General features: G+C 61.6%; 15 protein-coding genes. 9 read left to right on the forward strand and 6 right to left on the reverse strand.

The window, feature by feature from the left end; genetic code table 11:
* Positions 1 to 146: 146 nt before the first annotated feature.
* The 3 genes from ACIOAU_RS10580 to ACIOAU_RS10590 all read left to right on the forward strand — a co-directional run bounded on the left by ACIOAU_RS10580 (position 147) and on the right by ACIOAU_RS10590 (position 3,402).
* Positions 147 to 1,139, forward strand: coding sequence for an AraC family transcriptional regulator (locus ACIOAU_RS10580; protein ID WP_401181788.1), 993 nt, complete (start codon positions 147 to 149; stop codon positions 1,137 to 1,139).
* Between the two features lie 116 nt (positions 1,140 to 1,255).
* Positions 1,256 to 2,296: a histone deacetylase family protein gene (locus ACIOAU_RS10585; RefSeq protein ID WP_101322837.1), complete on the forward strand. Its 1,041-nt coding sequence runs from the start codon at positions 1,256 to 1,258 to the stop codon at positions 2,294 to 2,296.
* 2 nt (positions 2,297 to 2,298) lie between these two features.
* The gene (locus ACIOAU_RS10590; protein WP_401181791.1) at positions 2,299 to 3,402 is read left to right on the forward strand and encodes a polyamine ABC transporter substrate-binding protein; all 1,104 of its coding nucleotides are present in this window, start codon (positions 2,299 to 2,301) and stop codon (positions 3,400 to 3,402) included.
* Between the two features lie 156 nt (positions 3,403 to 3,558).
* On the opposite strand, the gene ACIOAU_RS10595 is transcribed toward ACIOAU_RS10590, so the two are convergent.
* Positions 3,559 to 5,085: a PLP-dependent aminotransferase family protein gene (locus ACIOAU_RS10595; protein ID WP_401181794.1), complete on the reverse strand. Its 1,527-nt coding sequence runs from the start codon at positions 5,083 to 5,085 to the stop codon at positions 3,559 to 3,561.
* Between the two features lie 89 nt (positions 5,086 to 5,174).
* Between ACIOAU_RS10595 and ACIOAU_RS10600 the strand changes: the two genes are divergently transcribed.
* The 3 genes from ACIOAU_RS10600 to ACIOAU_RS10610 are packed head-to-tail and all read left to right on the forward strand — an operon-like array spanning position 5,175 to position 6,951.
* Entirely contained in the window at positions 5,175 to 5,804 is a 630-nt protein-coding gene (locus ACIOAU_RS10600; RefSeq protein WP_150570339.1) for an FMN-binding negative transcriptional regulator, read from the forward strand.
* 11 nt (positions 5,805 to 5,815) lie between these two features.
* Positions 5,816 to 6,262: a GNAT family N-acetyltransferase gene (locus tag ACIOAU_RS10605; RefSeq protein WP_101322833.1), complete on the forward strand. Its 447-nt coding sequence runs from the start codon at positions 5,816 to 5,818 to the stop codon at positions 6,260 to 6,262.
* Positions 6,263 to 6,276: 14 nt separating this feature from the next.
* Complete coding sequence (locus ACIOAU_RS10610) at positions 6,277 to 6,951, forward strand: GNAT family protein (protein ID WP_312389512.1); 675 nt, start codon at positions 6,277 to 6,279, stop codon at positions 6,949 to 6,951.
* Between the two features lies 1 nt (position 6,952).
* On the opposite strand, the gene ACIOAU_RS10615 is transcribed toward ACIOAU_RS10610, so the two are convergent.
* Positions 6,953 to 7,852 (reverse strand): homocysteine S-methyltransferase family protein, encoded by a 900-nt coding sequence (locus ACIOAU_RS10615; RefSeq protein ID WP_178080805.1) that lies wholly within the window; start codon positions 7,850 to 7,852, stop codon positions 6,953 to 6,955.
* Positions 7,853 to 7,959: 107 nt separating this feature from the next.
* Between ACIOAU_RS10615 and ACIOAU_RS10620 the strand changes: the two genes are divergently transcribed.
* On the forward strand, positions 7,960 to 8,778 hold the full coding sequence (locus ACIOAU_RS10620) for an ABC transporter substrate-binding protein (RefSeq protein WP_312389509.1): 819 nt from the start codon (positions 7,960 to 7,962) through the stop codon (positions 8,776 to 8,778).
* A complete protein-coding gene (locus ACIOAU_RS10625; protein ID WP_401181799.1) occupies positions 8,775 to 9,593 on the forward strand; it encodes an amino acid ABC transporter permease in 819 nt (272 codons plus the stop codon). Before ACIOAU_RS10620 ends, ACIOAU_RS10625 begins: the two co-directional genes overlap by 4 nt.
* Positions 9,594 to 9,661: 68 nt before the next feature.
* On the opposite strand, the gene oadA is transcribed toward ACIOAU_RS10625, so the two are convergent.
* Both oadA and ACIOAU_RS10635 read right to left on the reverse strand, forming a co-directional pair.
* On the reverse strand, positions 9,662 to 11,470 hold the full coding sequence (oadA, locus tag ACIOAU_RS10630) for a sodium-extruding oxaloacetate decarboxylase subunit alpha (RefSeq protein WP_101322828.1): 1,809 nt from the start codon (positions 11,468 to 11,470) through the stop codon (positions 9,662 to 9,664).
* A gap of 11 nt (positions 11,471 to 11,481) precedes the next feature.
* On the reverse strand, positions 11,482 to 12,897 hold the full coding sequence (locus ACIOAU_RS10635; RefSeq protein WP_101322827.1) for an acetyl-CoA carboxylase biotin carboxylase subunit: 1,416 nt from the start codon (positions 12,895 to 12,897) through the stop codon (positions 11,482 to 11,484).
* A gap of 202 nt (positions 12,898 to 13,099) precedes the next feature.
* Between ACIOAU_RS10635 and ACIOAU_RS10640 the strand changes: the two genes are divergently transcribed.
* Positions 13,100 to 14,047 carry a LysR family transcriptional regulator gene (locus ACIOAU_RS10640; protein WP_181003831.1) on the forward strand — a complete coding sequence of 316 codons (948 nt, stop codon included), beginning with the start codon at positions 13,100 to 13,102 and terminating at the stop codon, positions 14,045 to 14,047.
* Here the strand turns inward: ACIOAU_RS10640 and ACIOAU_RS10645 are convergent.
* Both ACIOAU_RS10645 and hexR read right to left on the reverse strand, forming a co-directional pair.
* A complete protein-coding gene (locus tag ACIOAU_RS10645; protein ID WP_101322825.1) occupies positions 13,989 to 14,207 on the reverse strand; it encodes a PA3496 family putative envelope integrity protein in 219 nt (72 codons plus the stop codon). The genes ACIOAU_RS10640 and ACIOAU_RS10645 overlap by 59 nt on opposite strands.
* 84 nt (positions 14,208 to 14,291) lie before the next feature.
* Positions 14,292 to 15,158: a transcriptional regulator HexR gene (gene hexR / locus ACIOAU_RS10650; protein ID WP_101322824.1), complete on the reverse strand. Its 867-nt coding sequence runs from the start codon at positions 15,156 to 15,158 to the stop codon at positions 14,292 to 14,294.
* Positions 15,159 to 15,246: the final 88 nt, after the last annotated feature.

Genomic DNA, 15,246 nt, shown 5'->3' on the forward strand with positions numbered 1-15,246 from the left:
GGACTAGACACCTCTCGACCTTTCAAGGGCCCGAGCGCATGCATCGGGCCCTTTTTTTATCTGCGCTTTGCCGCCGCGGGGTATCAGCCTGCGGTGCGGCACACAACTTGCTCGTTAATCCCTCCCAAGCCACGGGATAGACGAGCATGCTGCACAGCCACCTGACCACCCTCAATGCCGTTTCGCTGATCCTCAAGGTTTTTCAGGAAGAGCATAACGACGCCTCGAGCCTGCTGGCCGGCAGCGGCATTGGCCCGGCCGACCTTGGCCATGCCGATGCGCGCATCACCACCCAGCAGGAATTGCAGGTGTGTGCCAACGCCGTGGCTCGCCGCGAGGAGATCGGCCTGGAGCTCGGCCGGCGCATGCATGTGTCGTGCTACGGCATGCTCGGTTACGCCTTGCTCTCCAGTGCCACTTTGGGTGACGCCCTGCGCCTGGCGCTGCGCTACCCGGCGTTGTTGGGCACCGTGTTCAGCCTGCGCCTGATCGAAGATGGCCAGCGGGTGTGGCTGAGTGCCAGTGACTACGCCGACAGCCCGGCCTTGGCCAGCTTCAATGCCGAATTCTGCCTGGTATCACTGAAAACCATCTGCGAAGACTTGCTCGGCCAGCCGCTACCGTTGCTGGCGGCCCGCTTCGCTCAGCCAGCGCCTGGCTATCACGGGCTGTATGCCGAGACTTTCGACTGCCCGCTGGGCTTTGCCGCCCGCGACAACGCTTTCGCCTTCGAGCGGCGCTGGCTGGACACGCCGCTGCCGCTGGCCGACCCGATTACCCACAAGGCCATGAGCGAGCGCTGCCGCCAGCTAAATCTGGAGTTCACCGGGCGCCAGGCCTGGCTCGGGCGGATTCGCCAGCTGTTGCTGCAGCAACTGGATGCAGCACCTGGCCTGGAAGGCCTGGCGCGGCAAATGAACTGCTCATCGCGGACCCTGCGCCGGCACCTGCAGTTGCTGGGCAGCAGCTACCAGCAGATCCTCGACAGCCTGCGCTTCGAGCGTGCCAAGCAATTGCTCGCCGAGGACCAGATGCCCATCTACCGAATCGCCGAAACCCTCGGCTTCAGCGAGACGGCGAGTTTCCGCCATGCCTTTCAACGCTGGAGCGGTGTAGCGCCGAGCCACTTTCGCGGTTAGCCCTGAGTGGCCAGCTAGCTTGGCCACATTGATCCCCTTTTGGCCATGCCTGCCGTTCTCCCTCAGCTGCCCGCCCCTGACAATGGGTCACGCCAGTTACTTCGGAGAACAACAAAATGCTGACGATCTATTCCGATGATCACCGCCTGCACCACGGCCGTTGCGAGCTTATCGACGGGCAGCTGATGCCCTGCTTCGAGATGCCTTCGCGCGCCGATCATGTGCTTGAGCGGGTCAAGGCGCGCAATCTTGGCCCGGTACAAGCGCCTCGCGACTTTGGCCGCGCACCGTTGCAGCGCATCCACAGCGCCGACTACCTGAATTTCTTCGAAGGCGCCTGGGCGCGCTGGGCCGCACTGGGCCACGACGGCGATCTACTGCCATTCACCTGGCCGGCGCGCACTCTGCGCCAGGTCAAACCGACAGGGCTGCATGGTGAGCTGGGTTACTACAGCTTCGATGCCGGTGCACCGATTACCGCCGGCACCTGGCAGGCCGCCTACAGCGCTGCGCAGGTCGCCCTCACCGCCCAGGACGCCATCCAGCAAGGCGCCCACGCCGCCTTTGCGCTGTGCCGGCCACCGGGCCACCATGCCGCCAGCGAAGTCATGGGCGGTTACTGCTACCTGAACAACGCCGCCATCGCTGCCCAGGCATTCCTCGACCAGGGCCACAACAAAGTGGCGATCCTTGACGTCGACTATCACCACGGCAACGGCACTCAGGACATCTTCTACAGGCGTGACGACGTGTTCTTCGCCTCGATCCACGGCGACCCGCAGGACGAATTTCCGTTCTTCCTCGGCTATGCCGATGAGCTTGGCGAAGGCCCCGGCGAGGGCTGCAACATCAATTATCCGCTGCCCGCCGGCAGTGATTGGACGGCGTGGAAGCAGGCGCTGGTGGCGGCCTGCGAGCGCATCGCCCGCTATGCACCGGATGTGCTGGTGATCTCGCTTGGCGTCGATACGTTCAAGGATGACCCGATTTCGCAGTTCAAACTCGACAGCCCGGATTACCTGGAGATGGGCGAGCACATTGCACGGCTGGGCAAGCCGACCTTGTTCGTGATGGAAGGTGGCTACGCTGTGGAAGAAATCGGCATCAACGCAGTCAACGTGCTGGAAGGTTTCCAGCGTGCCCAGCCAGGAGCCTGAACATGATCACCCTCAAGCACATGCTCGCCCCGTTGCTCGCCGTTGGCCTGCTCAGCAGCACAATTCAGGCCCAGGCCGAACAGCGCACGTTGCGCGTGTACAACTGGTTCGACTACATCACCCCGCAGACCCTCACTGATTTCCAGAAAGACAGCCAGGTCAAACTGATCTACGACATCTTCGACACCAACGAAGCGCTTGAAGCCAAGCTGCTGACCGGCAACTCGGGCTATGACGTAGTAGTGCCGTCCAATGTGTTCCTGGCCAAGCAGATCGAGGCCGGCGTGTTCCAGCCGCTGGACCGCAGCAAACTGCCCAACTGGCAGCACCTCGACCCGGCCTTGATGAAGCTGATCGAAGCCAATGACCCCGGCAACAAGTACGCCGTGCCCTATATGTATGGCACCGTGCTGATCGGCTTCAACCCGGCCAAGGTCAAGGCAGCGCTGGGCGACAACGCGCCGGTGGACAGCTGGGACCTGATCTTCAAGGAAGAAAACCTGGCCAAGCTCAAGCAGTGCGGCGTGGCCGTGCTCGACTCGCCGTCCGAGGTGCTGCCGCTGGCGCTGAAGTACCTGGGCCTGGACCCCAACAGCAACAAGGCCGAGGACTACAAGAAGGCCGAAGCGTTGCTGCTTAAGATTCGCCTGTATATCACCTACTTCCATTCCTCGAAGTACATGGCAGACATCGCCAATGGCGATATCTGCGTCGCGGTCGGCTATTCCGGCAGCTTCTCCCAGGCCGCCAACCGTGCCCGGGAAGCCAACAATGGCGTAGTCGTGGATATGCGCCTGCCGAAAGAAGGCGCGCCGATCTGGTTCGACATGCTGGCGATTCCGAAGAATGCCGCCAACGCCGAGGACGCGCATGCGTTCATCAACTACCTGCTGCGCCCGGAAGTGATCGCGCCGATCAGCGACTTTGTCGGTTACCCCAACCCCAATAAAGACGCTACCGAGAAGGTCAGCGCGGCGATTCGCAACAATCCCAACCTGTACCCGACGGCTGAGGCGATGCAAACGCTGTACACCCTCAAGCCCTTGGCGCGCGATGCCGAGCGAGCCCGGACCCGCGCCTGGACCCGGATCAAATCTGGTACCTGATAGCATTCGGGCCATCACGCCGCTCTTTGTAGGAGCGGCCTTGTGTCGCGAAAGGCCAGCGTAGCTGGCCCGGCGATATCGGCTGCGAAGGTGAAATCTGGGGCCGCTACGCGCCCCTTTCGCGACACAAGGCCGCTCCTACACACCGCGGTTCTTCTACCGCCAGGCCTTGCGCAGGCGCATCACGGCGTCTGCAATCTGCGCTTCCGGGACCGCGGCAAAGCCGAGCACCAGCCCTGCGCGCTTATCCACAGGTTCATCGCTGTCTTCCAGCCAATAGCCGCTCAGCGGATTAACCTCTACCCCCGCCGCTTCCGCCAATGCCACCAGCGCCTGTTCTCTGGCAAAGTTATCCACAGGCACCATCACGTGCAGCCCTGCCGCCACTTCCGGCATCGCACCCAAGCCCGCTACGGTGGTCGGCCAACCGGCCTTGAGCACATTGCGCCTGCTCAGTGCCACCCGCCGCATGCGCCGGATGTGGCGCTGGAAATGCCCCAACGCCATGAACTGCGCCATCACCGACTGCGTACCTACCTCGGAATGACGCACCGCCAGCGCACGGGCCTGGCTGAAGGGCTCGACCAAGCTTTGCGGCAACACCAGATACCCCAACCGCAAGGCCGGGAAGGCAATCTTGCCAAAGGTGCCTACGTACAACACCCGCCCCTGCTGATCCAGCGCAGCCAAGGGCGCCAGCGGTGCGCCGCTGTAGCGGTACTCGCCGTCGTAATCATCCTCGATGATCCAACCGTCGCTGCGCTCGGCCCAGGCCAGCAATTGCAGGCGCCGGGCGAGGCTCATGGTGACGCCGGTGGGGTATTGATGAGCCGGCGTTACATAGGCCACGCGGCAATCCGGTAGCTGCTCGAGCCTGGCGCAATCCAGGCCCTCAGCGTCCACTGGTACTCCCTTGACCTGACCGCCCGCAACTGCAAAGGCGTGCCCTGCCGCCCGGTAGCCCGGATTTTCCACAGCTACGGCCTGGCCAGGCTGCACCAGCAGCTGTGCACAAAGGGTTATCGCCTGCTGTGCACCACTGGTGATCACTATTTGCCCAGCCGTGCAGCTGATGCCCCTTGATTGGCGCAGGTAAGCGGAGATCAGTTCGCGCAGCTGCGGTTCACCAGCCGGGTCGCCATAGCCAAGCCGGGCTGGATCGGGATTACGCCAGAAACCCGCATGCAGCTTGGCCCAGACGTCGAAGGGGAACAGGTCGAACGCAGGTACGCCGACCCGAAACGCACGAGGAGGACCGCTGCGGGGCGCGGGTAGATGATGATTTTTCAGACGGTCCAACCACACGCTGGAAGACGCATTGCTGGATAAATCCTCAGTGCTTTTATCCACAAATGTGGATAACCCTGTTGATAACCTAGGGTATAACCCTGTGGATACTTCTGTGGACAGTTTTGGCAGGCGGCTGACATAGGTGCCATCGCCCACCCGACTTTCAATGTACCCCTCGGCGTACAACTGGTCGTATGCGCGCACCACGCTGTTGCGCGACAGCGCCAGCACCTTGGCCAGATCGCGGCTGGCTGGGAGCCGGGTGCCACTACTCAGACGACCATCCAGCACCCTCGCGCGCAACGCCTGATACAACTGCAAGCTGAGACCCCGACGGCGGTCGAGCACGATCCCGGCCGGGTCGAATGGCAGTGCAAGCGGCTGATCACACATGGCATTGGACCTATGAAAACAGTCATTAATGGCTCTTAACCTGAGCCAATAGCCTGCCTAGGATAGAGCCATTGCACAAGGATCCCACCATGTACAACAGCAAACCCCATCAAGAGCATGATCTACAGCGCTTGCAGCAACAGATGCTGGAAACCCGCCTGGCTGTACTCATCACCCACGGCGAACAGGGTTTGCTTGCCAGCCATATCCCGGTGCTGATCGACACCGGCGAAGGTGAGTACGGCACGGTTTATGGCCACCTGGCCCGGGCCAACCGCCAGTGGCAGGAGTTGCAACAAGGCAGCGAAGCATTGCTGGTGTTTGCCGGTGCCGATGCTTATGTCAGCCCGAGCTTCTATCCAAGCAAAGCCGCCACGCACAAGGTCGTGCCGACCTGGAACTACCTGGCCGTGCATGCCTACGGTAGCGCTGAAGTGATCGAGGATGGCGCCGCCCTGCTCGACATCGTCAGCCACCTGACCGACCGCCACGAACAAGGCCGCGACACGCCCTGGCAGGTAGGCGATGCGCCAAGCGACTACATCGAAGGCATGTTGCGCGCCATCGTCGGTTTTCGCTTGCCGATTAGCCGCATACAGGGCGCACGCAAGCTTAGCCAGAACCGCTCCGCCGAAGATGTCGCAGGCGTGCGCGACGGCCTGGCCAGCAGCACCGACGCGCAAGACAACCAACTCGCCGCGCAGATGCGGCCACTGTGAAGGAATCACCCATGCCAGCCGTTATTATCCGCCCCGTCACCGCCGACGATCACGCCGCCTGGCTGCCACTGTGGCAGGCCTACCTACGCTTTTATGAAACCGAGCTGGCCGACGAGGTCAGTGCGGTAACCTGGCAGCGCCAACTCGATCCGCAGCAGCCCACCCACTCGGCGCTGGCCTGGGTCGATGGCAAGGCGGTGGGCATGGTCAACTGGATCTATCATCGTACCAACTGGAGCGTCAGCGACGCCTGCTACCTGCAGGATCTCTACGTCGACGGCAGCCAGCGCGGCCTGGGTATCGGCCGCCAGTTGATCGAGCATGTGCACAGTACCGCCAAGGCCATCGGTTGCTGCAAGGTCTACTGGATGACCCACGAGACCAATGCCACCGCCATCAAGCTGTACGAGCAGGTGGCCGAACGCCCAGGCTTTATCCAATTCCGGCAAACGCTGTAAGACAGGAGCCGTAGATGAGTCAGCCAAGTAACTGGAAACCCGCGACAGCTCCGCAAGCCGAGCCGATCGAGGGCCGCTTCATCCGCCTGGAAAAGCTCGACCCGGCTCGCCACGGCGATGACTTGTGGGAGGTGCTGCAGGGCCCCGAGGCAGACCCGACGCTGTGGGATTACCTGCCTTACGGCCCGTTCAGCGAGCGAGCGAGCTTTGATCGCTGGCTGGACGGCAACGCGGCCAGCCGCGACCCGCTGTTCTACAGCGTCATCGACCGCGCCAGTGGCCAGGTACAGGGCATTCTCAGTTTGATGTCGATAGTGCAGGACCACGGCCGCATCGAGATCGGCCACATCGCCTTTGCTGGCGCGATGCAGCGCACGCCCAAAGGTAGCGAGGCGGTCTATCTGCTCGGCAAGCTGGGTTTCGCCCTGGGCAACCGCCGCCTGGAATGGAAGTGCAACAACGCCAATGCCCGCTCCAAGCGCGCGGCGGAGCGTTTCGGTTTTGTCTTTGAAGGGGTGTTCCGCCAGCACATGGTGATCAAGGGCCAGAACCGCGACACGGCCTGGTACTCGATCACCGATGACGAATGGCCCACCGTTGCGGCGGGCTTTGAGCGTTGGCTGAGTGCCGACAACCAGCGCCCAGAAGGTCAAGCGCAGACGCTGGAAGCCTGTCGTAACCCGAGCTGAATCAGCTCAGGTTGTTTTTCAGCTCGGCGATATGCTCCGGACCGATGCCGCAGCAACCGCCGAGCAGGCTTGCACCGCGCTGACGCCAGTCCTGCGCCCAGCTCAGGTACCCCGGCGGGTCGAGGTCATCGCGCAACTCGTCGAGGCCGTCGTTGGCGGTGGCATCCTTGGGCTGCGGCGGGAAGGCGTTGGCGTAGGCACCGATGGCGATATCAGCACCCAGGCGCTCGAATACCGCACGGGCGGCGTCGATAGCGGCGCCGATCACTTCTGGCTGGCTGCAGTTGAACAGCAGCGCAGCCACGCCCAGCTCCGCGACCGCTTCGGCGGCCTGGGTCACGGTCTCACCGGAACGCAGGGTCGGCACGTCACCGACGTCTTCATCCTGCAGCGTGAACGACACCCACAGCGGCTTGCCGTCCGCCGGCAGCTGCCGGGCAATCGACTGTACTTCGATGATCGCGCTCTGCGTTTCGGCCAGCCACAGGTCGACGTACGGTGCGAGGCCGACCACCAGCGGCAACAGCACTTCGCTGACGCGCTCCGGCTCGTACAAGTCCGGGCGATACGAGCCGAACAGCGGCGGCAACGAACCAGCCACCTTCACCGCACGCTCGCTGGCATCGGCAGCCGTGCGCGCCAGCTGACCAGCGGTGGCGGCCAGAGCAAAGCCTTCATTGGCGAAGCGCTCTTCACCAATGTGGAACGGCACTACCGCATAACTGTTGCTGGTAATCACCCCGGCACCGGCCTCGATGTAGGCAGTGTGCACGGCGATCACTGCCTCTGGCGCCTCGCTCAAGGCCAGTGCAGACCACTCTGGCTGGCGGAACGGCGCGCCACGGCGCTGCAGCTCCCGACCCATACCGCCATCAAGAATTTCCAACGCTCGCTCGGCCATATAACTTCCGCTTATATTGATATGAATAATATTCACTAGTGATGTAAAACTTATAACTATTAAATAACCATCAGCGTTTTTTTAACAACCTTTTTGCAGGTGTCCTTATGCGTTTACCTTCCTTGCTTTGCGCGTGCCTGCTGGCCTTGAGCGCTACCTCTGCCTTTGCCGGTGCCACCTTGGACCGCGTCGAGTCGCGCAAGGAAGTCGTCAACGTATTGATGGAGAGCTATCCGCCGTTCTCCTTCTTGAATGACCAGAACCAGCTCGACGGTTTTGACGTCGACGTGGCCAAGGCTGTCGCACAGAAACTCGGGGTCAAGCTGCGCCTGGAAACACCGTCCTGGGACGTGATCGCCGCCGGCCGCTGGAGCGGTCGCTATGACCTGTGCATCTGCTCGATGACGCCGAGCAAGGCCCGCGCTGAAGTGTTCGACTTCCCGGTTGAATACTACGCCTCGCCGGCGGTGATCGTGGTCAATGCCAAGGATGATCGCATTCATTCAGCCAAGGACCTCGAAGGGCGCAAGGTCGGCCTGACCAGCGCCTCCAGCTACGAGAGCTATCTGAACAAGAACCTGGTGATCGAGGGCGCCGAAGAGCAAAAGCTGGAGTACCCGTTCGAGTTCGTCCAGATTGCCCCGTATGACACCGACAACGTCGCTTTCCAGGACCTCGGCCTGGGTGCCGGCGTACGCCTGGATGCAATCCTCACCAACCTGGTGACCGCGCAACCGCGTCTGAATCAGGACAAGCGCTTCAAGCTGGCGGGCGCGCCACTGTATGAAGAGCCCAACTCGGTGGCCATCGAAAAAGGCGACCCGGAGTGGGATGCCAAGGTGCGTCAGGTGTTTGCCGAGCTGAAAGCCGATGGCACGCTGGCCAAGCTGTCACAGAAATGGATCGGCGCTGACATCAGTAAATGAACGCTCATCAACCCGCTCCCAAGCCCGTAGGTAAAACCGCCTTGCGCATGTTCGGCTTTCGCACACGGCTATACCTGACGTGGCTGGTGTTGCTGCTGCTGTTTGTCGGCTTCTTTCTCAGTTTTGATCTGAATTTCGCGATTATCGTCGACAAGTTCCCCAATCTAGCGGGCTTCAAGCTGGGCCCTAACGGCTTTCTGCAGGGCGCGGCGCTGACGTTGTTCCTGTGCCTGTGCTCGATGCTGGTGTCGGTGCTGTTGGGCTTTGCCGCAGCGCTGGCGCGACTGTCGCCAAGCGCGGTGCTGTTTGGCGTGGCCAGTTTCTACACGTCGTTCTTCCGCGGCACGCCGTTGCTGATCCAGATTCTGCTGATCTACCTCGGCCTGCCGCAGTTGGGGCTGGTGCCGGGGGCGATTGCTGCGGGGATCATCGCCCTGTCGCTGAACTACGGTGCTTACCTGAGCGAGATCTTCCGCGCCGGGATCATCGGCGTAGCGCTCGGCCAACGCCAGGCGGCACTCGCTCTGGGCATGCGTCCGGCAGCGATCTTCTGGCATATCACCTTGCCGCAGGCGATGCGCACGATCATCCCGCCGAGCGCCAACCAGTTCATCTCGATGCTCAAGGATTCGTCGCTGATTTCGGTGATGGGGGTTTGGGAGGTGATGTTTCTGGCGCAGTCGTATGGGCGTTCCAGCTATCGGTATCTGGAGATGCTGACTACAGCGGCGGTGATCTATTGGGTGCTGTCGATCATGCTGGAACTGGTGCAGGCAAGGCTTGAGCGCTACTTCAGCAAAGGCTATCAGCGCTGAGATTGGATAAAAAAAGGGGAGCTATCCGCTCCCCAATGAGGTTAACCGCTTGTAGATGAAGGCCTTGCTCAGCCCTCGATCTCGATCAGAATCTCGCCTGGTGTAACCCGGTCGCCCTTGGCAACATGGATGGCCACAACCTTGCCGGCGATAGGCGCCTGCACTTCGGTCTCCATCTTCATCGCCTCGGTGATCAGCACCGCCTGGCCGGCCTTGACCACATCGCCTTCCTTGACCAGCACATCGACGATATTGCCCGGCATGCTGGTGCTGACATGGCCCGGCCCGCTGGCCTGCTTGCGCTTGCTGCCGCCACCGCCAACGAAATCGTTGAGCGGCTCGAATACCACTTCCTCCGGCATGCCGTCGATCGACAGGTAGAAGTGACGCTTGCCCTCGGCCTTGACGCCGACACCGGTGATGTCGACACGGTAGGTCTCGCCGTGCACGTCGATGACGAACTCGGTAGGCACGCCTTCGCCGCCAGGGGCAGCCACTGCGCCAGCCTCAGGGATTGGCAGGAGCACTTCAGGAGTCAGGGTGCCGGCCGCGCGCTCTTCGAGGAACTTGCGCCCGATGTCCGGGAACATGGCGAAGGTCAGCACGTCTTCTTCGCTTTGCGCCAGGGCACCAATGTCGGCACGCAGCTTGGTCATCTCGGGCTTGAGCAGATCGGCCGGGCGTACGTCGATGACTTCTTCGCTACCGATGGCCTGGCGGCGCAGCTGTTCGTTGACCACACCCGGAGCCTTGCCGTAACCGCCTTGCAGGTACAGTTTGACCTCGTTGGTGATGGTCTTGTAGCGCTCGCCGGCGAGCACGTTGAAAAACGCCTGAGTACCGACGATCTGCGAGGTCGGGGTCACCAGCGGTGGGAAGCCGAGGTCTTCACGAACCCGCGGGATCTCTGCCAGCACTTCGTTCATGCGGTTGAGGGCGCCCTGCTCCTTGAGCTGGTTGGCCAGGTTGGAAATCATCCCGCCAGGGACCTGGTTGACCTGCACACGGGTGTCGACCGCGGTGAATTCGCTCTCGAACTGGTGGTACTTCTTGCGCACGGCATAGAAGTACAGGCCGATTTCCTGCAGCAGTTGCAGGTCCAGGCCAGTGTCGAACTCGCTGCCTTTGAGCGCAGCGACCATCGACTCGGTACCCGGATGGCTGGTGCCCCAGGCGAAGCTGGAGATGGCTGTATCGATATGATCGGCGCCGTTTTCCACGGCCTTGAGCTGGCACATAGCGGCCAGGCCAGCGGTGTCATGGGAGTGGATGAATACCGGCAGCGACTGCTCAGCCTTGAGCGCTTTGACCAGCTCGCCAGTGGCGAACGGCGTCAGCAGGCCGGCCATGTCCTTGATTGCCACCGAGTCACAACCCATGGCTTCCATCTGCTTGGCCTGGGCCACGAAAGCGTCGATGGTGTGCACCGGGCTGACGGTGTAGGCAATGGTGCCCTGGGCATGCTTGCCGGCAGCCTTGACCGCTTCGATTGCCACACGCAGGTTACGCACGTCGTTCATGGCATCGAAGATGCGGAATACGTCGATGCCGTTGACCGCTGCCTTGGCCACGAAGGCCTTGACCACGTCATCGCTGTAATGGCGATAGCCGAGCAGGTTCTGCCCGCGCAGGAGCATCTGCAGGCGGGTGTTGGGCAATGCCGCTCGCAGCTGGCGCAGGCGCTCCCACGGGTCTTCCTTGAGGAAGCGCACGCAGGCGTCGAAGGTTGCGCCGCCCCACACTTCCAGTGACCAGTAGCCGACCTTGTCGAGCTTTTCGCAGATCGGCAGCATGTCTTCGGTGCGCATGCGCGTGGCCAGCAGGGACTGGTGGGCGTCGCGCAGGATTGTGTCGGTTACGTGGATTTTCTTGGACATTGTTGTATTCCTCACAGGCCTGCGTGGGCGGCGATGGCGGCGGCGATGGCCAGGGCCAGCTCTTCGGGTTTGCGCTTGATCGAGTAGTTGGTCAGTTCAGGGTGGCTTTCAACGAAGCTGGTATTGAACTGGCCGCTACGGAATTCCGGGTTACGCAGGATTTCCTGGTAGTACGCGGCGGTGGTCTTGACCCCCTGCAGGCGCATGTCGTCCAGGGCGCGCAGGCCGCGGTCCATGGCTTCTTCCCAGGTCAGTGCCCAGACCACCAACTTCAGGCACATCGAGTCGTAGTACGGCGGGATGGTGTAGCCGGTGTAGATCGCCGTATCGGTGCGCACGCCCGGGCCGCCCGGGGCGTAGTAACGGGTGATCTTGCCAAAGCTTGGCAGGAAGTTGTTTTTTGGGTCTTCGGCGTTGATGCGGAACTGCAACGCGTAGCCGCGGTGCTGGATGTCTTCCTGCTTGACCGACAGCGGCAGACCGGAGGCGATGCGGATCTGCTCGCGGACCACGTCGATACCGGTGATTTCTTCGGTGATGGTGTGTTCGACCTGGACCCGGGTGTTCATCTCCATGAAGTACACCTCGCCATCGGCGAGCAGAAACTCCACGGTACCGGCGTTCTCGTAGTCGACCGCCTTGGCCGCGCGCACCGCCAGATCGCCAATGTAGGCGCGTTGCTCCGGGGTCAGCTGCGGGCTGGGGGCGATTTCGATGAGTTTCTGGTTGCGGCGCTGGATCGAGCAGTCACGCTCGAACAGGTGCACCACATTGCCAAAGCTGTCGCCGAGGATCTGCGCCTCGATGTGCTTGGGGTTGACGATGCACTTTTCCAGGAATACTTCAGCCGAGCCAAAGGCCTTGGTGGCTTCGGAGATCACCCGGGGAAACGCCTGCTCGAGCTCTTCGCGGCTGTTGCAGCGACGGATACCACGGCCGCCACCACCGGAGGTTGCCTTGAGCATGACCGGGTAGCCAATGCGCTCACCTTCGTTGAGCGCCTCGTGGATATCCGCCACGTTACCCTCGGTGCCGGGGGTGACCGGGACACCGGCCTGGATCATGGTCCGGCGTGCTTCGGTCTTGTCGCCCATGCGCCGAATCACATCCGCCGACGGGCCGATGAACTTGATCCCACGCTCGGCGCAGATCTCCGCCAGCTCAGCGTTCTCGGAGAGAAAACCATAGCCAGGATGCAATGCATCACAGCCGGTCTCGACCGCCAGGTTGACCAACTTGCGCGGGTTCAGGTAGCCAGCCAGTGGCTCGGCACCAATGCTGTGGGCCTCATCTGCACGCTTGACGTGCAGCGCATGGCGGTCGGCGTCGGAATAGATCGCCACCGAACGAATGCCCATTTCAGCGCAGGCACGCACGATCCGAACTGCAATTTCACCCCGGTTGGCGATCAGGATTTTTTTTATCACTGGATTCTTCCCAAAGCCGTTGGAACATACGAGCCGGTTCTACCGCTCGGCGCGGCCAGACGCTGCTGGCCAGTCGCACATTCACCCTAGCGCCAGCGCACGATAAACAAAAATCAATATTTGTTAGGGGCAGCATTAGCAAAAGCTTATAGTTCGGTAACAAGGTTTTGCCAAACGGTGGGTATAAATGCGTAAGTCATTGATGCGTATGACATTGCGTCAGTTGCAGATCTTCAATGAGGTGTGCGATTTGCGCTCTTACAGTCGCGCTGCCGAAGAGATGTCGTTGACGCAACCCGCCGTAAGTCTACAGATCCGCCAGCTGGAAGAGCTGGTTGGCCAGCCGTTGTTCGAGTATGTCGGCAAGAAGCTGTACCTGACCGAAGCCGCCGAGGCGTTGCAGCGCGCCAGCCGCGACATCTTCGGCCGCCTGGAAAACCTCGACATGCAACTGTCGGACATGCAGGGCTCGCTGCAGGGGCAGCTGAAACTGGCCGTCGAGTCCAGTGCCAAGTACTTCGTGCCGCACTTGTTTGCGGCCTTCAAGGAGCGTCACCCCGAGGTCAACCTGACCCTCACCGTGGTCAACCGGGCGCAGGTGATCCGGCGCCTGTCGGACAACCGCGACGACTTGATCATCATGTCGATGGTGCCGCAGGACATGGGCCTTGAGTTTCTGCCGTTTCTGAACAACCCGATCGTTGCCGTGGCACCACCGGATCACCCGCTGTGCAAGCTCGACACGCTGCGCCTGCAAGACCTCGAGCCGCATACCCTGCTGATCCGCGAACAGGGCTCAGGCACGCGCAAAGCCTGTGAAGAATACTTCAAGGACAAGCGCGTGCACTTCACCCAGACCCTCGAGGTAGCCTCGGCAGAAGCGCAGCGCGAGTGTGTCAGCGCCGGCCTCGGCATTGCCCTGCTGACCCGCCATGCGTTGCGCCTGGAACTGGCCACTGGCAGGCTCAAGGAGCTGCCAGTGGAAGAGCTGCCGCTGTACCGCAGCTGGTGTGTAGTGCAGGCCAAAGCCAAGCGTCAGTCGCCGGTTGCCCTGGCGTTTCTGGCGTTCATCCGCAGCGAACGTGCGTTGATCAGTGGGCTTGTGGAGCGTTTTTCGGCGACGCCCCCGGCAGTACCTGCCACACCGTGATATCCCTCAGTTCGGAATAATCGGCGATTTCGCGCAACAGTTGCCGTTGCTCGGAATAGCTTTCGATCGCCCGGCGGAATTCCATCCGGCGCTGATCCTTCTGCTGTTGTTTGCGCGCTTTGGCGTTGGGTTGAAACGAGCCATCGAAGTCACGAGTCATGCCTGTCTCCCTGAGCGAGTGCGGGGAGCTTCAGACTGACCGAGCTGGTTTACCGTGAGGTGACAGCTCGATTAACTTTTCTGGTCAGTCGTCCATGGCCTTGATCGACTTGGGCGACAGGCGCAGGCTGCGCAAGCTGCGCTTGACGCTCTTGAGGTGGTTGACCAGGCTCGGCCCGCGCGCCATGGCCACGCCCATGGCCAGCACGTCGATCACCACCAGGTGGGCAATCCGCGAGGTCAGCGGGGTGTAGATCTCGGTGTCTTCGTGCACGTCGATGGCCAGATTGACTGTGGATAACTCGGCCAACGGTGTCTGGCTTGGGCACAGGGTTATCAGGTTGGCGCCGCTCTCACGGACCAGATTGGCCGTGATCAGCAAGTCCTTGGAGCGCCCTGACTGCGAGATGCACACCGCCACGTCACCGGGCTTGAGGGTTACCGCCGACATCGCCTGCATGTGCGGGTCGGAATACGCCGCCGCGCTGAGCAGCAGGCGGAAGAACTTGTGCTGGGCGTCGGCCGCGACCGCGCCAGATGCACCAAAGCCGTAGAACTCAACCCGCTGGGCCTGGGCCATGGCTGCCACAGCACGCTGCAAGGCCTCCGGATCGAGCTGCTCGCGCACCTCCATCAGGGTATGCAGGGTGGTGTCGAAAATCTTCAGGCTGTAGTCGGCAACCGAGTCGTCTTCGTGGATCGCGAACTGACCAAAACTGGCGCCAGCAGCCAGGCTCTGCGCCAGTTTCAGCTTCAGATCCTGAAACCCTGAACAGCCAATCGCCCGGCAAAACCTCACTATGGTCGGCTCGCTGATACCGACGTTGTGGGCAAGGTCGGCCATCGAGCTGTGCATGACGGCAGCGGGGTCCAGCAGCACATGGTCGGCTACTTTCAGTTCCGATTTACGCAGCAAGTGGCGCGATTGGGCGATATGGTGCAACAGATTCACGGGCTGGACTCGGTTATGATCGACTGGCCGGGGATGTAGCTTTCTTGTAGTTATACTACATGACCGGCAAAGCGCCCAGTTAAACGAA

It is taken from the genome of Pseudomonas sp. NPDC088322 (genome assembly GCF_044740745.1).
Taxonomy (GTDB): domain Bacteria; phylum Pseudomonadota; class Gammaproteobacteria; order Pseudomonadales; family Pseudomonadaceae; genus Aquipseudomonas; species Aquipseudomonas shirazensis.

Bases quoted from the DNA above. Each gene is read 5' to 3' on its own strand.
- ACIOAU_RS10645 (WP_101322825.1), bottom strand. From the start codon at position 14,207: ATGACTCGTGACTTCGATGGCTCGTTTCAACCCAACGCCAAAGCGCGC.
- ACIOAU_RS10605 (WP_101322833.1), top strand. From the start codon at position 5,816: ATGCCAGCCGTTATTATCCGCCCCGTCACCGCCGACGATCACGCCGCC.
- ACIOAU_RS10590 (WP_401181791.1), top strand. From the start codon at position 2,299: ATGATCACCCTCAAGCACATGCTCGCCCCGTTGCTCGCCGTTGGCCTG.
- ACIOAU_RS10580 (WP_401181788.1), top strand. From the start codon at position 147: ATGCTGCACAGCCACCTGACCACCCTCAATGCCGTTTCGCTGATCCTC.
- ACIOAU_RS10585 (WP_101322837.1), top strand. From the start codon at position 1,256: ATGCTGACGATCTATTCCGATGATCACCGCCTGCACCACGGCCGTTGC.
- ACIOAU_RS10620 (WP_312389509.1), top strand. From the start codon at position 7,960: ATGCGTTTACCTTCCTTGCTTTGCGCGTGCCTGCTGGCCTTGAGCGCT.
- ACIOAU_RS10640 (WP_181003831.1), top strand. From the start codon at position 13,100: ATGCGTATGACATTGCGTCAGTTGCAGATCTTCAATGAGGTGTGCGAT.
- ACIOAU_RS10595 (WP_401181794.1), bottom strand. From the start codon at position 5,085: ATGTGTGATCAGCCGCTTGCACTGCCATTCGACCCGGCCGGGATCGTG.
- ACIOAU_RS10615 (WP_178080805.1), bottom strand. From the start codon at position 7,852: ATGGCCGAGCGAGCGTTGGAAATTCTTGATGGCGGTATGGGTCGGGAG.
- oadA (WP_101322828.1), bottom strand. From the start codon at position 11,470: ATGTCCAAGAAAATCCACGTAACCGACACAATCCTGCGCGACGCCCAC.
- ACIOAU_RS10600 (WP_150570339.1), top strand. From the start codon at position 5,175: ATGTACAACAGCAAACCCCATCAAGAGCATGATCTACAGCGCTTGCAG.
- ACIOAU_RS10625 (WP_401181799.1), top strand. From the start codon at position 8,775: ATGAACGCTCATCAACCCGCTCCCAAGCCCGTAGGTAAAACCGCCTTG.
- ACIOAU_RS10610 (WP_312389512.1), top strand. From the start codon at position 6,277: ATGAGTCAGCCAAGTAACTGGAAACCCGCGACAGCTCCGCAAGCCGAG.